The following is a 20,613-nucleotide window of genomic DNA, read 5'->3' on the forward strand; positions in this document are numbered from 1 at the left end:
TGATCACTGACGCCTACTCACGGAAAATCGTGGGTCATCATGTGCATGAGAGCCTGCACACCGCGTCAGTGATCAAGGCGCTCAAGAACGCCGTCGGACAGCGCCAAACCAAGCAGACGCTGATCCAGCGTTCAGACCGTGGCGCCCAGTACTGCTCCGATCTTTATCAGCGGCTGCACATCAAGCACGGCATGGTCAGATCCTCGGAATCGACCAGTGCCAGTTAAAGACTGTTACCTATGTGCTTGAACTGTTTTGTTACCTATGTGGGTGAGTCATACCGGCGAGACCTTTTGGGTACTTTTGGGGCGTTTGCCAAAAGTGCCTCGCCGTAAGGGCGAAACCGCCAGCCGCCATGACCGCAGCAACGGATATGTACACCAGAAAAAGAAGGTCGGCAGTCAGGCCACGTAACAACCCGCTTACCAAACAAATCCCCCCCAAAGCCCCCTGAACATTGAAACCGCCCCCCACCTGCCCCATCTAACTTTCATACCCCATTGCGCAGGTGCCCCATGAGCGACCAGCAAGCATTCCCGAAAGACCCCAGCGAATACGCCGCACCCGAAAACGCCGAACACCACCACGCCGCCGGTAAAGGCCTGGCCCTGCCCGAGCAGAACCTGCCGGACAAGGTCTACATCATCCCGATCCACAACCGGCCATTCTTCCCGGCGCAAGTGTTGCCGGTGATCGTCAATGAAGAACCCTGGGCCGAGACCCTGGACCTGGTGGCCAAGTCCGAGCATCACTCGCTGGCCCTGTTCTACGTCGACACCCCGCTAGACGACCCCCGGCATTTCGACACCTCCGCCCTGCCGCTCTACGGCACCCTGGTGCGGATCCATCACGCCAGCCGCGAGAACGGCAAACTGCAATTCGTCGCCCAGGGCCTGACCCGCGTACGCCTTAAAACCTGGCTCAAGCACCATCGCCCACCGTACCTGGTGGAAGTCGAATACCCGCACCAGCCGAGCGAACCGACCGACGAGATCAAGGCCTACGGCATGGCCCTGATCAACGCGATCAAGGAACTGCTGCCGCTCAATCCGCTGTATAGCGAAGAGCTGAAGAACTACCTCAACCGCTTCAGCCCCAACGACCCGTCGCCGCTGACCGACTTCGCCGCCGCCCTGACCTCGGCCACCGGCAGCGAACTACAGGAAGTGCTGGACTGCGTGCCCATGCTCAAGCGCATGGAAAAAGTCCTGCCGATGCTGCGCAAGGAGGTCGAAGTCGCGCGCCTGCAGAAAGAAATCTCCGCGGAAGTGAACCGCAAGATCGGCGAGCACCAGCGCGAGTTTTTCCTGAAAGAACAACTCAAGGTGATCCAGCAAGAGCTGGGGCTGACCAAAGACGACCGCAGCGCCGACATCGAGCAGTTCGAGCAGCGCCTGACCGGCAAGGTCCTGCCGGCACAGGCGCAAAAACGCATCGCCGATGAAATGAACAAGCTGTCGATCCTCGAGACCGGCTCACCGGAGTACGCGGTGACCCGCAACTACCTGGAATGGGCGACGGCAGTGCCGTGGGGCATTTATGGGGAAGACAAGCTCGACCTCAAGCACGCGCGCAAGGTGCTCGATAAACACCACGCCGGACTGGACGACATCAAGGACCGCATCCTCGAATTCCTCGCCGTGGGCGCCTACAAAGGCGAAATTGCCGGTTCCATTGTCCTGCTGGTCGGCCCGCCGGGCGTGGGCAAGACCAGTGTCGGCAAATCCATTGCCGAGTCCCTCGGGCGGCCGTTCTATCGCTTCAGCGTCGGCGGCATGCGCGACGAAGCCGAGATCAAGGGCCATCGCCGCACGTATATCGGCGCCCTGCCGGGCAAACTGGTGCAGGCGTTGAAAGACGTCGAAGTGATGAACCCGGTGATCATGCTCGACGAAATCGACAAGATGGGCCAAAGCTTCCAGGGCGACCCGGCCTCGGCACTGCTGGAAACCCTGGACCCGGAACAGAACGTCGAATTCCTCGACCATTACCTGGATTTGCGCCTGGACCTGTCGAAAGTCCTGTTCGTCTGCACCGCCAACACCCTGGACTCGATCCCGGGCCCGTTGCTGGACCGCATGGAAGTGATTCGTCTGTCGGGCTACATCACCGAAGAGAAAATCACCATTGCCAAGCGCCACCTGTGGCCCAAGCAGCTGGACAAGGCCGGCGTGGCGAAAACCAGCCTGTCCATCAGCGACAACGCCCTCAAGGCCCTGATCGACGGTTACGCCCGCGAAGCCGGGGTACGGCAACTGGAAAAGCAACTGGGCAAGCTGGTGCGCAAGGCCGTGGTCAAGCTGATGGATGATCCGCAATCCGTGATCAAGATCGCCCCCAAGGACCTCGAAGCCTCCCTGGGCATGCCGGTGTTTCGCAACGAGCAAGTGCTGTCCGGCACCGGCGTCATCACGGGGCTGGCCTGGACCAGCATGGGCGGCGCGACCTTGCCGATCGAAGCCACCCGCATCCACACCCTCAACCGCGGCCTCAAACTCACCGGGCAACTGGGTGATGTGATGAAGGAATCGGCCGAGATCGCTTACAGCTACATGACCTCGCACCTCAAGCAGTTCGGTGGCGATCAGAAATACTTCGACGAAGCCTTCATCCACCTGCACGTTCCGGAAGGCGCGACCCCCAAGGACGGCCCGAGCGCCGGCGTGACCATGGCCAGTGCTCTGCTCTCGCTGGCACGCAACCAGCCGCCGAAAAAAGGCGTGGCCATGACCGGCGAACTGACCCTGACCGGGCATGTGCTGCCGATTGGCGGTGTACGGGAAAAGGTGATTGCCGCGCGCCGGCAGAAGATTTTCGAACTGATCCTGCCCGAGGCCAACCGTGGCAGCTTCGAAGAACTGCCGGACTATTTGAAAGAAGGCATCACCGTGCACTTTGCCAAACGCTTTACGGATGTGGCCAAGGTGCTGTTCTGAGGTTTCTGTAGCGCCTGGACCGGCCTCTTCGCGGGTAAGCCCGCGAAGGCGTCGGCACTGACGACTGCATCCCGGTCTAACCGTCACAATTTGTCTCATCTTCGGTTATGCTCGCCGTTCGTCGCAAATCCGGAGCGCCTGACCCCATGTCCCCAACCCGCCTGTTGCTGCCCTTGAGCCTTGCCTTGCTGACCGCCTGTGCCACCCAGTCGAAACACAACGTGACGCTGGAGCAACAGAGCCAATGCCCGGTGCAGTTGAACAACGGGCAGAACCTGATCCTGACCCTGCCGAGCAACCCGACCACGGGCTATCGCTGGGCCATTCAGGATTCGGCGGGGGGCGTGCTGCGGGCGATCAGCCCTGAGGTGTACACCAACCCCGAAGAAAGTGGCCTGGTGGGTGCGGGCGGACAATCAACCTGGCGCTTTCAGGCCTTCGCCAGCGGTAACGGCCGCTTGCGTCTGACCTACCAGCAGCCGTGGGAGCCGGAAGCAGAACCGGCGCAGACCTTCGACTGCACGATCACGGTGAACTGACCATGGGCTGGCTGATTCTGGCGCTGATGGGCGCATCGACCTTTCTCTACGGGGTGAGTGTTCACGCCGAGTTGCTGTGCCTGCTGGTCAAGCCGTTGCCGGTGCTGGCCCTGCTGGGCTGGTTGCACGACGCACCGCCCAGCGAGTATCGACGCTGGATCAGCCTGGGCCTGATCTTTTCCCTGCTTGGAGACGTGCTGTTGGCGTGGCCCGGCGACCTGTTCGTGTTTGGCCTGGGCGCGTTCCTGGTGGCTCACCTGGCGTACCTCAAGGCTTACTTGAGCGATTGCCGACGCTTGGCACTGCTGCCGCTGATCCTGGCGGTCGTCGTGGGTGGACTGTTGCTCAGCCTGCTGATTTCCCACGGCCTGGGCCCCCTGCTGATTCCGGTGATTGTCTACGCCACGGCCATCAGCGCCATGCTCTGGCGCGCCCTGGCCCGCCTGGACAGCGATGTCCCCAAGCGTTCGGCACTGCTCGCCGCCGCAGGCGCCGTGGCCTTTGTGTTCTCCGACAGCGTGATCGGCATCAGCCGCTTCGTGATGCCGTTCGACGCCGCGCCCTACGTGATCATCATCAGCTACTGGCTGGGGCAATGGGGGATCGCGGCGTCGGCCTTTTCCCAGAAGCAACGTTGAACCACCGTGGCGAGGGAACAAGCGCCCTCGCCATACCCATTGCCTGATGCTGGCGGTTTATCAGACAACCCGCGCATCCACGCGCCAACTTGGCTAAAATACCGGCCTTTTCCACATCCGCCGCTGGAACCGCCGTGAGCAAACAACCCGATCGCCTTTTCGCCCAGCCTTTGGCCCAGGTGCCTGACTTCGCCTTTAACGAGGATGTGGTGCGGGTGTTCCCGGACATGATCAAGCGCTCGGTACCGGGTTATCCGACCATCGTCGAAAACCTCGGCGTGCTCGCCGCACAGTTCGCCCAGCCCAACAGCGTGCTCTACGACCTTGGGGCCTCCCTGGGCGCCGTGACCCAGGCACTGCGTCGTCACGTGCGCACCGACGGTTGCCGGGTGATCGCGGTGGATAACTCTGCGGCAATGGTCGAGCGCTGCCGTGAATACCTCAACGGCCAGGACTCGATGTTCCAGGAGTTGCTGCCGGTAGAAGTGATCGAGGGCGACATCCTCGCCCTGCAATTCCGCCCTGCCTCGGTGGTGGCGTTGAACTTCACCCTGCAATTCATCGCCCCGGACCAGCGCACGGCGTTGCTGTCGCGCATCCGTCAGTCGCTGTTGCCCGGCGGCGCCCTGATCCTCTCGGAAAAACTGCGCTTCGAAGACGAGCAGGAGCACGCGCTGCTCACCGACCTGCACATCGCCTTCAAACGCGCCAACGGTTACAGCGAACTGGAAATTGCCCAGAAGCGCAGCGCCATCGAAAACGTCATGAAGCCCGACAGCCTCGAAGAACACCGCGAACGCCTGCTGGCGGCCGGGTTCTCGAAAGTCGTGCCGTGGTTCCAGTGTCTTAACTTTGCCTCGTTGATTGCCTTGCCATGATTGATCTGTCTCCCCTCGCCCGCCGTCTGGCCGGTACCCCGCTGGCCGACTGGGCCAATACCCTGCAAGCGCAACTCGATAGCAAAATGGAAAAGGGTCATGGCGATCTGGAGCGCTGGCAGAGCGCGCTAGACGCCTTGCCCAGGATCCAGCCGAGCGAAGTCGACCTGCTGAACGGCCTGACTCTGGACACCGACTGCGATGACCAGACCCGTGCGCAAATGCGCACCGCACTGATGGGCCTGTCGCCGTGGCGCAAGGGGCCGTTCGACCTGTTCGGCGTGCATGTCGATACCGAATGGCGTTCGGACTGGAAGTGGTCGCGGGTCGCCCCCCACCTGGACCTTGCGGGCAAGCGCATCCTCGATGTCGGCTGCGGTAACGGGTACTACATGTGGCGCATGCTCGGCGCCGGCGCTGACAGCGTCATCGGCGTTGATCCCAACTGGCTGTTCTTCTGCCAGTTCCAGGCCGTGCAGCGTTACTTGTCCGAGCCCAACGCCTGGCACCTGCCGTTCCCGTTCGAAGACCTGCCACCGAACCTGGAAGGCTTCGACACCGTGTTCTCCATGGGGGTGTTCTACCATCGCCGCTCGCCGATCGAGCACTTGCTGGCGTTGAAGGATTGTCTGGTCAAGGGTGGCGAACTGGTGCTGGAGACGCTGGTGATCGAAGGTGACGAGCAACAGGTGCTGGTGCCGGAAGACCGCTACGCGCAGATGCGCAACGTGTGGTTCCTGCCATCGGTGCCGGCGCTGATGCTCTGGCTGCGCCGCGCCGGGTTCAGTGATGTGCGTTGCGTGGATGTAAGCGTGACCACGATTGAAGAACAACGCGGGACCGAGTGGATGAAGTATCAATCGCTGAGCGACTTCCTCGATCCCGAGGATCACAGCAAGACGATTGAAGGGCTGCCAGCGCCGATGCGGGCGGTGATTGTGGCCCGCAAGTAAGCCGATCGCCCGATCATTCGAGATCAACATGTGGGTGTTTAGTCTGAAGGCTTCGCTCGCCGCGCCTTGAAGAATTCGCTCAACACCGCCCCGCACTCCTCGGCCAGCACCCCGCCTTCATACAACACCCGATGGTTGAGAAAACCCTGAGTGAAGAACTGGCCCTGGCTCTGCACAATCCCGGCCTTGGGCTCCAGCGCCCCATAGACCACCCGGGCAATCCGCGAGTGCACGATCAGCCCGGCGCACATGCTGCACGGCTCCAGCGTGACGTAGAGCGTACTGCCCGTCAGGCGATAGTTGCTGACGGCCTGGGCGGCGGCACGGATGGCGACCATCTCGGCGTGGGCGCTGGGATCGCTGCCACTGATCGGGCAATTGAAGCCGCGACCGATGATCTCACCGTCCTGCACCACGACCGCGCCGACCGGCACTTCTCCCAGGGCCGCACCTTGTGCCGCGAGGGCCAGGGCTTCACGCATGAAGTGCTGGTCGCGACTACGGTCGATGATCTGCGCGGGGCGAATCTGACGCATCAGGCCACCTCGATCGCGGCCATCAGGCCGGTTTCCATGTGGTCGATGACGTGGCAGTGAAACATCCATACCCCCGGGTTATCCGCCACCAGCGCGACGCGCGCGCGCTCGTTCTTGCCCAGCAGGTAAGTGTCGGTGAAATACGGGACGACCTTGTGCCGGTTCGAGGCAATGACCTTGAAGCTCATGCCGTGCAAGTGGATCGGGTGTTGGTACTGGGTCATGTTCTTCAATTCGAAAATATAGCTCTGGCCTTTCTTGAGCGTAGCAATCGGCCGGTCGGCGCAGGTCTTGTCCGTGATATCCCAGGCCTGGCCGTTGATCTGCCACAGGCTGGGCGGCTTGCCATTGTCGACGTTTACCGACACCGAGCCCACCCACTCGAAATTGAAGTTGAGTTTCTCGGCAGTGGCCATGTCCGGCTCGGCAATCGGATTGGCCGGCAGTGCGGGCGGCCACTCGGTGGGTGCGTCGCTGTTGGCCACCGAACGGAAGGTGCCCAGACGCACCGGACCGTTGCGCAGCGCCAACTCCTCACCCGCCGCTGGCGCCTTGATCGCCAGGCAAATGCGCATGCCCGGCCCCAGCCAGTATTCTTTGCCCAGCGGGCGCGGTTCGATCGGGTTGCCGTCCAGTGCATAGATCCGGGCTTCGACTCCCGGAATATTGATGCGGTAGGTCAGGGTGTTGTCCAGGTTGAGCAAGCGCACCCGAGTGATCTGCCCGGCCGGCAGCTCGATCACCGCCTGCGGCACTCCGTTGATGGTCGACAGGCGCCCCGCCGTGCCACCCCGCGCAGCCTCGCGTGGAATGCTGAAGGGTACGAACGAACCTTCCTCATCCACATGCCAGTTCTTCAGGCTCAGGGTTTTCTCGTGCTTGAAGCCGTTGGGCTCACGCTCTTCGACAATCAACGGCCCCACCAGCCCGCGGCCCAGCTCTTCGCTGCTGCTCACATGAGGGTGATACCAGTAGCTGCCGGCGTCCGGCACGCGGAACTTGTAATCGAAGTACTCGCCCGGCAAAACCGGCAGCTGCGAAACGTAGGGCACGCCGTCCATTTCCAGAGGCAGGCGGATGCCGTGCCAGTGAATGGTGGTGGCCACTGGTAGGTGGTTGATGAAGCGCACCCGCAGCCACTCGCCCTGGCGCACCCGCAACTCGGTGCCCGGTGCCGATGGGCCGAATGCCCAGGCTTCGGTCTTGTGCCCGGGCACCAGTTCAACGTCCAGGGGCGCGGCGATCAGTTCGTAGTCATGCCCTGCGTTGGCGTCCGCCCGCTTCCCCAGCCAGTAACGCGACGCACCACCGACCCCGACACCTACCACTGCCAGACCGGCCAGACCACCCAGTATTTGTCGACGGGTAAAGGACATGGACTCAACTACCTCACGTATCTGCCGCAGGCACAGGGCCCGCAAAAGGCGAATACGATACACCCGCAGTTGTGAAAGAAACAGCAAAGCGGGCGTGACCACGGGACGCAGGCAAGCCGGACGACCGCCCCCCACAACGCAAAAAGGCCGCATGAACACGAGGTTCACACGGCCTTTTTCGATACCGGCAATCAAGCCATCAAGGCTTGCGCGGGATCATTCCCACTCTATTATCAATGGGAGCAAATTGGCCTTCAAAATAGGCATATTTGCCATGAGCGAAAAAAAGATACCACGACAAATACCATTTCTGGCCCCCAATCGCTTTTCTGTTGGTCGGCATCCGCGAGGATTGAACTGTTTGAACAACGGCTGTGCCACCTTTCTATCAACTGGTTCGAGTATAGAGTGGAAGCCCGGCAACGACCGAGCCTCGCATCGCAAGGCTCGAGGCGCCGCAACTCCCACCCTTATATTCTGGTTTATGCTTGAATTTCATATGTAGCAAAAGAATGCGCTATCAACGTGACATCACGATAAGCTAGACGCAAAATATCGCCAAAAAATGGAGAAGATATGGCATCAGCTCGGCAGGATTTTGAGCGTTTTGTGGGATGGCTCTATCAGCCTGAGAAACAGATCCCGTCTGATGTCCGTTGCCTAGCCACCTTGGTATTGGCTAAGTTCGACGAATTGGCTGGGACCTCGCGCCAACGAAGTCAGCGATCCATCTATCTCGTTGACCTGATTCGTCGAGAACTCGAGCGCACCGCTGACGTTGCTCCAGTCGCGGCTGCTCAGGCTGATGTCGGCACATGGCCCTGGGCCAGACTTCGCCATCTGACACTCGGCCCGTTTCGAGGCTTTCGAGCACCCGAGCCGTTCGACCTCACAAAGCAAATCATCCTCTTCTACGGCCCCAACGGCAGCGGCAAGACCAGTCTGTGCGAAGGACTGGAGTATGCCCTTTTGGGCGATGTCGAAGAGGCTGGAAGCAAACGCATTGCAGCCCGGACTTATCTCGCCAATGTCCACGACGGGCGATTCGACGCACCAATACTGAAAGCGACTGATCAGCAAGGACGGGAGGTCGACGTCGTTGCCAACGCCGACACTTATCGCTTCAGCTTCGTAGAAAAGAACCGGATCGACGCGTTTTCCAGAATCGCCGCACGTCCCAACGCCCAGCGTGCAGAACTGATTGCCACCCTCTTCGGCATGGATCAGTTCAATGAGTTCGTGAGCCACTTCAATGAGAGCATCGATGGGCAGCTTGTCCTTCTCGGCGAACGACAGACCGAATTGACTGCTCGCCGAAATGCATTGGCAGCAGATCAAACGACCGTTGAAGGTGAGTCAGCATCCCAGCAAGCACTGGTGGAAGAAGAAACCGCCCTGGCGAAGGAATACGACGCCGAGATCACATATGAGGCGCTCAAAGAGCTAATCGGTACCGCCGAAGTCCCGGCTCGCCTTCAGGAGCTCGAAGCGATTCTGGAAGCGGTACCGCTTAATGTGCTCGGCGTAACGCGCCAAGGCCTCCTGGATGCTTTTGAGAAGGCGCATAAATGCGATGAGGAACTCAACGCCATCGTTGCAGCGCTCCGCGCCAAAAGCGACCAGGTCTCTTTCAAGGCGCTGTATGACTCGGTTCTGGCCCTACAAGAGGTCGTGGGAGATCGGTGCCCTGCATGCGACACCCCGCTGAACGGCCAGACTCACGTAGCGGCAGATCCATACCAAAAGGCGACCGAAGGACTGAAGCAGCTTGAAGAGCTCGGCGTTCTTCAGGAACAGCAGCAGATCGCGCAGACCAAGCTTGGGCAAGCGTCGCGCGAGTTGCGCCAGATGCTCAGTCCTGTTGCAGCGTTCATCGGCGCTCGACACGAAGAAGATACGGCGACCGGCCAGTGGGTTGGTCAGCTTCCAGACGAGCCGGCAGGGTGTTGGTGGTCAGGCATCTTTCCCCAAGCACCGGCCATTCAAGATGAACCGTCGTCGCTGGATGAGATCCTGGCCGTGGTAGATCGCATGACAGCGCAAGACGATGCTTCACGGCGGGCCCAGCAGGATCGGCAGCCGCACGTTGCCGAGCGCCGGCGGCTCAGCGAATTCCAGCTCAAGGTTCAGGCACAGGATCTCAAGCGACAGCAACTGCAAGAGAACGTCGAGGCCGCGAACAACCGTATCAAGGCATTCGACGTAACAAATGCTGAGCTGATTTCCCAAGCGGATCAGGAGAAGCTCGATATAGAGCGGGACACCCCGTTCAAGGCTGCCTATGACCGGTTCCTCGAAAAATTGAGGGCCTACAGGAACCAGCTCCCTGGACAGTTGATGGCGGGCCTCAACGACGCTGCCAAGGATCTTTATAACGCATTCAATCGCAACGACCGGGATGAGGACAAGCTATCCGCTCTGCATCTTCCATTGGGTGGTGATGGGAAGATTGAGATCTGTTTCCGCGGGAATCCGCGCGCTCGGGTCGATGCACTTCATGTACTTAGCGAAGGCCACATTCGCTGCCTTGGGTTGGCGATCCTCATGGCTAAGGCGAAGAGCATAGAGTGCCCGGTCATCATCTTCGACGACGCCATCAATGCAATCGATCACGACCATCGAGGCGGCATCCGAGAAACTATCTTTGAGAGCGACCACTTCGCTCAAACCCAATTGATCGTCACCTGTCACAGCAATGAGTTCATCAAGGACATCCAGCAACATCTTCCCGTCCAGCGACGCAATGGATGCCAAGTCTATCTGTTACGCCATCATGATGGTAACTATCACCCCAGAGTGACCGGCAACATCCCTAGCGCGAACTACATCGCAAAAGCCAGGGCCGCAAGAGAGGCCCTGAATGATAGAGATGCCTTGGCCGCGTCACGCCAAGCCTTAGAAATGTTGTCAGAGAAGACATGGCGTTGGCTCGGCAGCCACGACCAGAGCGTCTTGAATCTCATGCTCCCCGGGGTCGGCGCCGAGCCCGCTTTGAGAAATCTTTGTGAAGCCCTGGTCAAGAAGTTGCGGGACGCACAGACCTTCAACCACGCCAACAAGCCCCCCCTCCTAACTGCCTATGGCCGCATTCTGGGTATTCCAGTCAATAACCTTGTGTGGACCTACCTCAACAAAGGCACGCACGAAGAAGCTGATCGAGATGACTTTGATGGTGAGTACGTTGAATGGGTCGTCCAAACTCTAGAAGAACTTGATCGCCTTGATCTACGGCCTGGTCGGTAGTGATTTGATCTTTCGTGTCCCTGCCCCCACCCGGCCTAAGTGCCTCGATGGAAAAGCTGATGCAGAACCGCTGCAATATTACGCAAACCCACGCGAGGGTGCATGAGGTTAAGGTCAAGCGACACACGGGAATAAATACGAAGAAGGGAGATGGCCGGTGAAAAAGGTTCTATGGGTCAAGTTCGGCTGGTCAGATTTTTATCGCGGCGGACCAGTCGATGGCAATTTTGGCTGGCTCAACGATAACAAGGGAAAAAAGAACGAGGGGCGCGGACACGAAGCATTCAACTTCAATCCTGGGCCTGATGGAACCTATTATTGCTATGTTCCGCCACAGAAAAAGGAATACGCGCCTTCAAACCATGATCCAAATGGCTGGACTGTCATCTGCCTCGCGAAGAATCCGAAGCGCACTGGCGTCCATGTTGTCGGATGGTACGAAGATGCCACCCTGCATGGTGAGTGGCTCGATCCGCCTGACGGTATTATCAAGAAGCGGGGGGATGCTGTTCACCCGGCCTATGACTGGTCGTATTGCATCACCAGCAAGACCGCATACTTCATTCCGCCCAAATATCGGAGAATGCCATTCTCGGATGCCTCTATCAGGCAGGGGAAGTATTCCTTCCTCGAAGGGCCAGACGTGGACACCAACGACAACAAAAAGCGTGTGCTCAAGCTCCTCGAAGGCCGCCTGAAGGAAATGGTTCCATTTGCCATCAAGAACCCTAACGAAGGCAAGCTACCCGACCCCGAACTTGATGCGGCCGATCCCTTGAAAGGATTCGGCACGCCAGAACATCGGAAGAAGGTTGAGAAAGCAGCTGAGTGCGCCGTCATCGAGTATTACAAAACAAAAGGATACACCTACGAGCGCGTTACGCACCTGCCCTGCGGTTATGACTTCGTTTTCACCAAGGGCAGATTGGAGTTGCATGTCGAGGTCAAGGGAACGGCTAGTTCTTCTCCCCAGTTCTTTCTTACCCGGAATGAGCATGGGAAAGGCCTACAATCTAATCCAGCATGGCGTCTTGTCATGGTCACGTCCGCCCTGTCCGCCGCTCCGGACATTACCGAATATAATGCTGTCGAACTGAAGCGGGCGTTCGATCTCGAACCCTACGTGTATATTGGCTCGTTTATCCCGAAGCCGGAGAGTTAATCAATAGGCGCGCGCGCCCCATTCGCCCAAAGCCTCAAGTAAGTCGGCACGTTTAATGGTAATGCCCCCATTTTGCACGGGACTCATACGAATGAAGCGTCCGTCACAACTCCAACATGCTCTCGACTGAGCATTCTCGATACCTTGTTCGGGTGACTAATGCCGACATGGTATCGAGCCCCAAACATGGCATCAGGTCAAAATAGTACTATCAACCATGCCATGGAAAGGAACTGCTTGGCGATGCAGAACATTGCCAGCGGCTACCTATTACAGAATAAAAAAGCCCGCAATTACGCGGGCTTAGGGGTACTTTTATGCCGATCGGTGCCAGCGGTTGCCGGACGTTCGATCATTCCCACTCAATGGTCGCTGGCGGCTTGCTCGACACGTCGTAGGTGACGCGGGAGATGCCTTCGATTTCATTGATGATGCGGCCGCTGACGGTTTCCAGCAGTTCGTAAGGCAGGTGTGCCCAACGCGCGGTCATGAAGTCGATGGTTTCCACGGCACGCAGGGCCACGACCCAGGCGTAACGACGGCCATCGCCCACCACACCCACCGATTTCACCGGCTGGAACACCACGAAGGCCTGGCTGACCTTGTGGTACCAGTCGGCCTTGCGCAGTTCTTCGATGAAGATGTGGTCGGCACGACGCAGTAGGTCGGCGTATTCCTTCTTCACTTCACCGAGGATCCGCACGCCCAGGCCCGGGCCCGGGAACGGGTGACGGTAGACCATGTCGTACGGCAGGCCCAGTTCCAGACCCAGACGACGAACTTCATCCTTGAACAGCTCACGCAGGGGTTCAACCAGCTTGAGGTTCATTTCTTCCGGCAGGCCACCCACATTGTGGTGCGACTTGATCACGTGGGCCTTGCCGCTTTTCGCGCCAGCCGACTCGATCACGTCCGGGTAGATGGTGCCCTGGGCCAGGTACTTGATGTTGTCCAGCTTGCAGGATTCGGCATCGAACACGTCGATGAAGGTACGGCCGATGATCTTGCGCTTCTTCTCAGGGTCGGATTCGCCGGCCAGGTTACCGAGGAACTGCTCTTCGGCGTTGGCGCGGATCACCTTGACGCCCATGTTCTCGGCGAACATGGCCATCACTTGCTCGCCTTCGTGCAGACGCAGCAGGCCGTTGTCGACGAAGACGCAGGTCAACTGGTCGCCAATGGCCTTGTGCAGCAGCGCGGCAACCACCGAGGAGTCCACACCGCCGGACAGGCCGAGCAGTACGTTGTCGGTGCCGACCTGGGCACGGATGTTGGCAATCGCATCTTCAGCGATTTTCGACGGCGTCCACAGGGCTTCGCAGCCGCAGATGTCGAGGATGAAGCGCGACAGGATGCGACCGCCCTGCTTGGTGTGGGTCACTTCCGGGTGGAACTGCACGCCGTAGTAGCCGCGCTCGTCGCTGAACATGCCAGCGATCGGGCAGCTCGGGGTGCTGGCCAGGATGTGGAAGTCTTCCGGCATCTTGGTGACCTTGTCACCGTGGCTCATCCATACGTCGAGGCCGAACAGGCCGTCAGCGTCGATGTGGTCTTCGATGCCGTCGAGCAGGCGGCTCTTGCCGACCACGTCAACGCGGGCATAACCGAACTCACGCAGTTCGGAACCTTCCACCTTGCCGCCCAGCTGTTCAGCCATGGTCTGCATGCCGTAGCAGATACCGAAGACCGGTACGCCCAGGTCCCAGACCGCTTGCGGTGCACGAGGGCTGTCGGCGACGTGTACGGACTCGGGGCCGCCGGCGAGGATGATCCCTTTTGGCGCGAATTCGCGAATCGCTTCGTCGTCCATGTCGAACGGGTGCAGTTCGCAGTACACGCCGATTTCACGCACGCGGCGGGCAATCAGCTGGGTGTACTGGGAACCGAAGTCGAGGATCAGGATGCGGTGAGCGTGAATGTCGAGGGCCATGATTCAGTCTCGTCTAAGTAATTCAGAAACAGTCGTGATTCAGAAACAACTCGGGGCTGAATAGAACAGCCCCGGTTACTTAACTTTTTGCTTGAAGGCTCAACCTACGCGGTAGTTCGGCGCTTCTTTGGTGATCTGCACGTCGTGAACGTGGGACTCGGCCATGCCAGCGCCAGTGATCCGCACGAACTCAGGCTTGGTGCGCATTTCTTCGATGTTGGCGCTACCGGTGTAGCCCATGGAAGAACGCAGGCCGCCCATCAGTTGATGGATGATAGCGCTCAGGGTGCCCTTGTACGGAACACGCCCTTCGATGCCTTCCGGAACCAGCTTCTCGGCGCCGGCCGAGGAGTCCTGGAAGTAACGGTCGGAGGAACCTTGAGCCTGGGACATGGCGCCCAGCGAACCCATGCCACGGTAAGCCTTGTACGAGCGACCCTGGAACAGTTCGATCTCGCCCGGTGCTTCTTCGGTACCGGCGAACATCGAGCCCATCATCACGCAGGAAGCACCGGCCACGATGGCCTTGGACAGGTCACCTGAGAAACGGATGCCGCCGTCGGCGATCAACGGAACGCCAGTGCCTTCAAGGGCAGCGGCAACGTTGGCGATGGCACTGATTTGCGGCACGCCGACACCGGCGACGATACGGGTGGTGCAGATCGAGCCAGGGCCGATACCGACCTTGACCGCATCCGCGCCCGCTTCGGCCAGAGCCTTGGCCGCAGCGCCGGTGGCGATGTTGCCGCCGATGACCTGCACTTCAGGGAAATTCTGTTTGACCCAGCGAACGCGGTCGATCACGCCTTTGGAGTGACCGTGGGCGGTGTCGACCACCACCACGTCAACGCCGGCTGCCACCAGGGCGGCAACGCGATCGCCGGTGTCTTTACCGGTACCGACGGCAGCGCCGACACGCAGGCGACCTTGATCGTCCTTGCTGGCCAGCGGGTAAGCCTTGGCTTTTTCGATGTCGTTGACGGTCATCATGCCCTTGAGGGCGAACTTGTCGTCGACGATCAACACGCGCTCGATGCGGTGCTTGTGCAGCAGTTCACGCACATCGTTCTTGTTGGCGCCTTCCTTGACCGTGACCAGGCGCTCTTTAGGCGTCATCACTTCACGGACAGTGGCTTCCAGACGGTTCTCGAAACGCACGTCACGGGAGGTGACAATGCCGACCAGGTCGCCATTGTGCAGCACCGGAACGCCGGAGATGTTGTGCATGCGGGTCAGTTCGAACAGCTCGCGCACGGTAGCGTCGGCGTCGATGGTGATCGGGTCCTTGACCACACCGGCTTCGTAACGCTTGACCTTGCGCACTTCGGCAGCTTGCTGCTCGATGGTCATGTTCTTGTGGATGATGCCGATACCACCTTCCTGAGCCATGGCGATTGCCAGACGGGCTTCAGTGACGGTGTCCATGGCGGCGGAGACCAGTGGAATATTCAGCTCGATGCCACGGGTAAGACGGGTTTTAAGACTGACTTCGTTAGGAAGCACCTCGGAATAACCAGGCACTAAAAGAATGTCGTCGAAGGTCAGAGCTTCTTGGCTGATACGCAGCATCGCGGGGGCTCCCGAGCGGGAAAATGGAAGCGCGCCATTATACTCAGACACCCCCGCGGGCTCAATGTAAAAGTCTGTCTATTATTCGCATTGCTGATGTACGGGGATTTCGTTCTTTGTCGGCGCGGCCGAACGCTGCGCCTGCGGGTATTCAAAGTTCGACTTTTACCCAACTCACCGGCAAATCCAGCCACTCGGCAAACTCATCGATAAAACCCTGCTTGAACCCGGCCTCGGCCCAGTTATTGAAGATAAAGCCCAGGTTGGAAAACCCGCACTCCTGCAGGAACAGGAAGCCATTGATGTCATCTTCATGCCCGCATTCGGGGCATATGAAGTTATCGGTGCGGCCCGGCATCCAGTCTTCAAGGCTTTCGAACAGTGCTTCGCCGATCTCCTTGCGGCATTCGGCACAACCGGCCTCCTCGAGAAAACCCTTGGCCGGGGTATAGATGCAGCGCTTGGTGATGATTTCCAGGCCGTTGACGGGATCGCCGAACGGCAGCGCTTCGGGATGCAGCACCACGGCCCGCGCGCCGGGCGCGATGGCATGGGCCATGCGATTGCCGGTACGGCCGCAGGTGGTGAGTGCCTCCTCAATGATGTTCTTGCGCACCAGCCACCGCACAATCGCCCGCGCCCGGGCCTCATGCACGGGCAGGGTAGAGATTTTCGGGACGATGATGCTTTGGGAATTCATGAGGCGGCCTGCGACTTCTGATAAGGATGTGCTGCGGTATTCGACCTGACGCCAGGGCGGTCGGCAGCATAATCCCTGCCCCGCTCAGGTCAAGTACTCAGGTACCGCCCGATCAACGCAATCCCGCTGGCCAGCACCAGCCAGGTGACCAGTCGCACAAAGGCTTCCCGGGACAACTTCATGGTCAACCGTCGACCCATCCACAGCCCCAGCACCATGGCCGGCAACAAACACAGCGCCAACATCAACAAGGGTAGCTCGGCATACACCCCGGCGATCACGAACAGGCTCAAGCGCACCACCGTACTGCAACTGATCAGCGCACTTTGCGTGGCCCGGGCTTCGTCCTTGGGCAAGCGACTGTTCAGGTAGATGGCATACAAAAAGCCCCCGCTGCCGAACAGCGCACCAAACATCCCGCCGACCGTGCCCATGGGCATTGCCCATACGGCGGACAACCGGGCTGGCCGCGCCTTCACCCACAGGCTATAGACCGCATAGACGCTGATGAACAGCCCCATCAATAACAGCAACAGGTCGGACTTGAGGTTCAACAGGAAGATCACCCCCAGTGTGCAACCCAGCGCCATGCACGGCAGCAGGCGCAGCAGTTCGGGCCTGGCCACGTCCCGGCGCGAGGGCAACAGATTGCCGAGCGCCGCGACGAAATCCAGCAACACCAGCAGCGGCACAATCTTCGACAACGGCATGAACAGAATCAGCACCGGGCCCGCCACCAGCGCCGTGCCAAAGCCGGCGATGCCAAACACGATATAGGCCAGGACAATCCCCGCGCCGATCACCAGCCAATCCACAGAGCCAAACGGCCATTGCTGCAACAACTCGATAACACTCATCGGTTCGACGTCCTGAGTCCAAGGTGAAATGACTTTAGCCAGCGACGAGCCTTGCGACTAATATCTTCAGCGCCGCCTACCCATCTCGAAAAGGCATGACTCGTGCTCTCCATCCGCCAACTGCGCTACTTCGTCGAAATTGCAGAAACCGGCAGCTTCAGTGCTGCCGCCGAACGATTGTTCGTGGCCCAGTCGGCCCTGAGCCGACAGATCAAGGAAATGGAGAGCCGACTCAACACCCCGCTGTTCGAACGCACCGCTCGCCAGCCAAGGCTGACCGCCGCCGGCGAAGCCTTTTACCCTCGGGCCCGGAACCTGCTGATCGAACTGGGCAAAGCCAGCGACATGGCAACCCAGGTGGGCACAGGTCAATTGGGCACCTTGCGCCTGAGCCACTCCAGCACCGTTCCCTTGAGCGGCCGGTTGCTCAATGCAATCAGTGGCTACCTGGATCATTGCCCCGGCGTCTCCATGGAGATCGTCAAGCTGTCCTCCGAAGCACAACTCGAAGCGCTGGCCGAGGGCCGCCTGGACGTCGGACTGCTACGCCTGCCGGTGCTGCGCCAGCGCGAAGGGGTGAGCATTGTCCCGCTGTTCAGCGAGTCGTTATTACTCGCCGTCCCTCCCACTCATCCACTGGCAATCGATTATCCCGAACAGGCCATCGATCTGGCGCAATTGAAGGACGAAGCCTTTATCTCGATCCCCCATCCGCAGCGCGGGGGGCTCAGCTATTTATCCGCCGAGTTGTGCATGCGCCAGGGCTTTTTTCCCAAGGCGGCCCGCGTGGTGTCGCGCAAAACCACCCAGTTGCAGCTGATTCAGGCCGGTTTCGGGATTGCCCTGCTGCCGGAATCGATGCGCGACATCGCGCCAGCCAACATCCGCTTCCTGCCCCTGGCGGATCCGGACTGCCAGAGCACCGTCGCCCTCGCCTTTGCGCAAAATCCCACGGCGCTGGTCCAGCAGTTCACGCAACACTTCACCCAGTCTTGCGCACCTTTCTGAGGGAGCAGCGCCCACCCCACAAGGGATTTGCGCTGACTCATGGAGATTGATCGCCGAATGCCTTTAAACTGCGCCCCATGATTAAAGATCCCTTTGCAAGACTCGGCCTGGACCGTGAAGTCCTGACCGTCAGCCAGCTCAACGGCCGCGCGCGGGTGTTGCTCGAAGACGTGTTCAGCAACATCTGGGTCGAAGGCGAAATCTCCAACCTCGCCCGCCCGGCGTCCGGCCATGTGTATTTCACCCTCAAGGACAGTGGCGCCCAGGTGCGTTGCGCGCTGTTTCGGCAGAACGCGGCGCGGGTGCGCCAGGCGCTGAAGGATGGCCTGGCGGTGAAGGTCCGGGGCAAGGTCTCGCTATTCGAAGGCCGTGGCGACTATCAACTGATTCTCGACACCGTGGAGCCGGCCGGTGACGGTGCGCTGCGCCTGGCCTTCGATGCGCTGAAGGAGAAGCTCAGCGCCGAGGGCTTGTTCAGCGCCGAACGCAAGGTCGCGCTGCCGGCGCATCCGCAACGCATTGGTATCATCAGTTCGCCCACCGGCGCGGTGATCCGCGATATTATCAGTGTGTTCCGCCGCCGCGCGCCGCACGTGGCATTGACCCTGATCCCTACCGCCGTGCAGGGCCGTGAAGCCACCGGGCAAATTGTCCGCGCCCTGAAGCTGGCCGACGCCCGAGGCTTCGATGCCTTGATCCTGGCCCGTGGCGGCGGCTCGCTGGAAGACCTCTGGTGTTTCAACGAAGAAGCCGTGGCCCGTGCGGTGGACGCCTGCGTTACGCCGATCGTCAGTGCCGTCGGCCATGAAACCGATGTGTCGATCTGCGATTTCGTCGCCGATGTCCGCGCCCCCACGCCGTCGGCCGCCGCCGAGCTGCTGGCACCGGACTCCAGCGACCTGTTGCACCGTGTCGAAAGCCTGCACCGCCGACTGGTGATGCGCATGCGCGACCGCCTGATGCGTGACCGCTTGCGCCTGGAAGGTATGGCCCGGCGTTTGCGCCATCCCGGCGAACGCCTGCGTCAGCAGGCACAGCGCCTGGACGATCTGGACATGCGCCTGCGCCGCGCCTTCGAGCGCAACCTCACGGCTCGCCGCGAACGCTTGATCCGCCTGGAAACCCGCCTCGCCGGGCAGCACCCGGGGCGGCAACTGGCGCTCTTGCGCCAGCGCCTGGACAGCCTCGCCGAACGCCTGCCGCGTGCGATGCGCGAAGGCCTCAAGGCACGACACCTGCACCTGCAGACCCAGATGCAAACCCTGCACGTGGTCAGCCCGCTCGCCACCCTGGGCCGTGGTTACGCCATCTTGCTGGATGAGCGCGGCAATGCAATCCGCAGCGCCGCGCAAACCCAGAACGGCCAACGCCTGAAAGCCAGGCTGGGCGAAGGCGAACTGCAGGTCCGGGTCGAAGACAACCATCTGACGCCTGTCACCCTTTCTCTACTGGATTGATCCATGCCGCGTTTTTTCAGTGTTCTCTTTGTGCTGTGCCTGACCGTCAACGCCCACGCCGACAGCTACATCACCCGCTTGCTGAACAAGCCGGTTCCCGGAGGCGTTGCGGTGCTCGACCTGGGCACCTCGGCCCAGGCGCCAAAGGCCAGTTACCAGGGCAAACCGGTGCTGGTGGTCAAGGAGCAGAACAACTGGCTGGCGATTGTCGGCGTGCCCCTGACGGTCAAACCCGGTACCCAGCAAATCAGCAGCGGTGGCCGCACCCTGAGCTTCAGCGTCGGTACCAAGCAGTACCCGGAACAACGCATCACCCTGAAGAACACGCAGCAGGTCAACCCGAACCCGACCAATCTCAAGCGCATCGAGGGTGAACTGGCCGAGCAGCTCAGCGCCTACCGCACCTTCAGCCCGAACATTCCGAGCAACCTGCTATTGGACAAACCGGTCAACGGGCCGCTGTCGAGCAAGTTCGGCGTGCGCCGGTTCTTCAACGGCGAAGAGCGCAACCCCCACGCTGGGCTGGACTTCGCGGTACCCGCCGGCACCCCGATCAAGACCCCGGCAGGCGGCAAGGTGATCCTGATCGGCAACTACTTCTTCAACGGCAACACGGTATTCGTCGACCACGGCCAGGGTTTTATCAGCATGTTCTGCCACATGTCGAAAATCGACGTGAAGGTCGGCCAGCAGCTGGCCCGCGGCGGTGTCGTCGGTAAAGTCGGCGCCACCGGCCGCGCCACCGGACCGCACATGCACTGGAACGTCAGCCTGAACGACGCCCGCGTGGACCCGGCGATATTCATTGGCGCGTTCCAGCCATAACCCGCC

16 protein-coding genes and 1 pseudogene are annotated in these 20,613 nt (G+C 60.3%); 11 read left to right on the forward strand and 6 right to left on the reverse strand.

Translation table 11 applies throughout. From position 1 onward, the window contains the following. The 6 genes and pseudogenes from CKW07_RS22355 to cmoB form a co-directional block, all read left to right on the forward strand. A pseudogene (locus tag CKW07_RS22355) lies at positions 1-194 on the forward strand (DDE-type integrase/transposase/recombinase); the annotation flags it as partial. 321 nt (positions 195-515) lie between these two features. Then, positions 516-2,936 carry an endopeptidase La gene (gene lon, locus CKW07_RS22365; RefSeq protein ID WP_095147081.1) on the forward strand — a complete coding sequence of 807 codons (2,421 nt, stop codon included), beginning with the start codon at positions 516-518 and terminating at the stop codon, positions 2,934-2,936. 146 nt (positions 2,937-3,082) lie between these two features. Further along, positions 3,083-3,475, forward strand: a complete 393-nt coding sequence (locus CKW07_RS22370) for a protease inhibitor I42 family protein (protein WP_095147082.1) — start codon at positions 3,083-3,085, stop codon at positions 3,473-3,475. Positions 3,476-3,477: 2 nt separating this feature from the next. Next, positions 3,478-4,113 (forward strand): lysoplasmalogenase, encoded by a 636-nt coding sequence (locus CKW07_RS22375; RefSeq protein ID WP_095147083.1) that lies wholly within the window; start codon positions 3,478-3,480, stop codon positions 4,111-4,113. Between the two features lie 134 nt (positions 4,114-4,247). Beyond that, entirely contained in the window at positions 4,248-4,991 is a 744-nt protein-coding gene (gene cmoA / locus CKW07_RS22380) for a carboxy-S-adenosyl-L-methionine synthase CmoA (protein ID WP_095147084.1), read from the forward strand. Next, positions 4,988-5,944 (forward strand): tRNA 5-methoxyuridine(34)/uridine 5-oxyacetic acid(34) synthase CmoB, encoded by a 957-nt coding sequence (gene cmoB, locus CKW07_RS22385; protein ID WP_095147085.1) that lies wholly within the window; start codon positions 4,988-4,990, stop codon positions 5,942-5,944. Before cmoA ends, cmoB begins: the two co-directional genes overlap by 4 nt. 38 nt (positions 5,945-5,982) lie before the next feature. Here cmoB and tadA read toward each other — a convergent pair whose 3' ends face one another. Both tadA and CKW07_RS22395 read right to left on the reverse strand, forming a co-directional pair. Beyond that, positions 5,983-6,480: a tRNA adenosine(34) deaminase TadA gene (tadA, locus tag CKW07_RS22390; protein ID WP_095147086.1), complete on the reverse strand. Its 498-nt coding sequence runs from the start codon at positions 6,478-6,480 to the stop codon at positions 5,983-5,985. Next, complete coding sequence (locus CKW07_RS22395; RefSeq protein ID WP_095147154.1) at positions 6,480-7,856, reverse strand: multicopper oxidase family protein; 1,377 nt, start codon at positions 7,854-7,856, stop codon at positions 6,480-6,482. The genes tadA and CKW07_RS22395 overlap by 1 nt, the downstream gene beginning before the upstream one ends. A 576-nt stretch (positions 7,857-8,432) precedes the next feature. Between CKW07_RS22395 and CKW07_RS22400 the strand changes: the two genes are divergently transcribed. Continuing rightward, positions 8,433-11,099 carry an AAA family ATPase gene (locus tag CKW07_RS22400; RefSeq protein WP_095147087.1) on the forward strand — a complete coding sequence of 889 codons (2,667 nt, stop codon included), beginning with the start codon at positions 8,433-8,435 and terminating at the stop codon, positions 11,097-11,099. A 157-nt stretch (positions 11,100-11,256) separates the two neighbouring features. Further along, entirely contained in the window at positions 11,257-12,261 is a 1,005-nt protein-coding gene (locus tag CKW07_RS22405; protein ID WP_095147088.1) for a protein NO VEIN domain-containing protein, read from the forward strand. Between the two features lie 352 nt (positions 12,262-12,613). Here CKW07_RS22405 and guaA read toward each other — a convergent pair whose 3' ends face one another. From guaA to CKW07_RS22425, 4 genes are all read right to left on the reverse strand, one after another. Continuing rightward, positions 12,614-14,191, reverse strand: a complete 1,578-nt coding sequence (guaA, locus tag CKW07_RS22410) for a glutamine-hydrolyzing GMP synthase (RefSeq protein WP_095147089.1) — start codon at positions 14,189-14,191, stop codon at positions 12,614-12,616. A gap of 99 nt (positions 14,192-14,290) precedes the next feature. After that, the gene (gene guaB / locus CKW07_RS22415; RefSeq protein WP_095147090.1) at positions 14,291-15,760 is read right to left on the reverse strand and encodes an IMP dehydrogenase; all 1,470 of its coding nucleotides are present in this window, start codon (positions 15,758-15,760) and stop codon (positions 14,291-14,293) included. A 151-nt stretch (positions 15,761-15,911) separates the two neighbouring features. Beyond that, positions 15,912-16,460 carry a sugar ABC transporter ATPase gene (locus CKW07_RS22420; protein WP_095147091.1) on the reverse strand — a complete coding sequence of 183 codons (549 nt, stop codon included), beginning with the start codon at positions 16,458-16,460 and terminating at the stop codon, positions 15,912-15,914. 89 nt (positions 16,461-16,549) lie between these two features. Then, positions 16,550-17,317, reverse strand: a complete 768-nt coding sequence (locus CKW07_RS22425) for a sulfite exporter TauE/SafE family protein (RefSeq protein WP_095147092.1) — start codon at positions 17,315-17,317, stop codon at positions 16,550-16,552. A gap of 102 nt (positions 17,318-17,419) precedes the next feature. Here CKW07_RS22425 and CKW07_RS22430 point away from each other — a divergent pair, with 102 nt between their 5' ends. The 3 genes from CKW07_RS22430 to CKW07_RS22440 all read left to right on the forward strand — a co-directional run bounded on the left by CKW07_RS22430 (position 17,420) and on the right by CKW07_RS22440 (position 20,607). Further along, positions 17,420-18,325, forward strand: a complete 906-nt coding sequence (locus CKW07_RS22430) for a LysR family transcriptional regulator (protein WP_095147093.1) — start codon at positions 17,420-17,422, stop codon at positions 18,323-18,325. A 77-nt stretch (positions 18,326-18,402) separates the two neighbouring features. Further along, the gene (gene xseA, locus CKW07_RS22435; protein ID WP_095147094.1) at positions 18,403-19,782 is read left to right on the forward strand and encodes an exodeoxyribonuclease VII large subunit; all 1,380 of its coding nucleotides are present in this window, start codon (positions 18,403-18,405) and stop codon (positions 19,780-19,782) included. Positions 19,783-19,785: 3 nt separating this feature from the next. Continuing rightward, on the forward strand, positions 19,786-20,607 hold the full coding sequence (locus CKW07_RS22440; RefSeq protein ID WP_095147095.1) for a M23 family metallopeptidase: 822 nt from the start codon (positions 19,786-19,788) through the stop codon (positions 20,605-20,607). Positions 20,608-20,613: the final 6 nt, after the last annotated feature.

It is taken from the genome of Pseudomonas sp. Irchel s3b6 (assembly GCF_900187415.1).
Lineage (GTDB): Bacteria > Pseudomonadota > Gammaproteobacteria > Pseudomonadales > Pseudomonadaceae > Aquipseudomonas.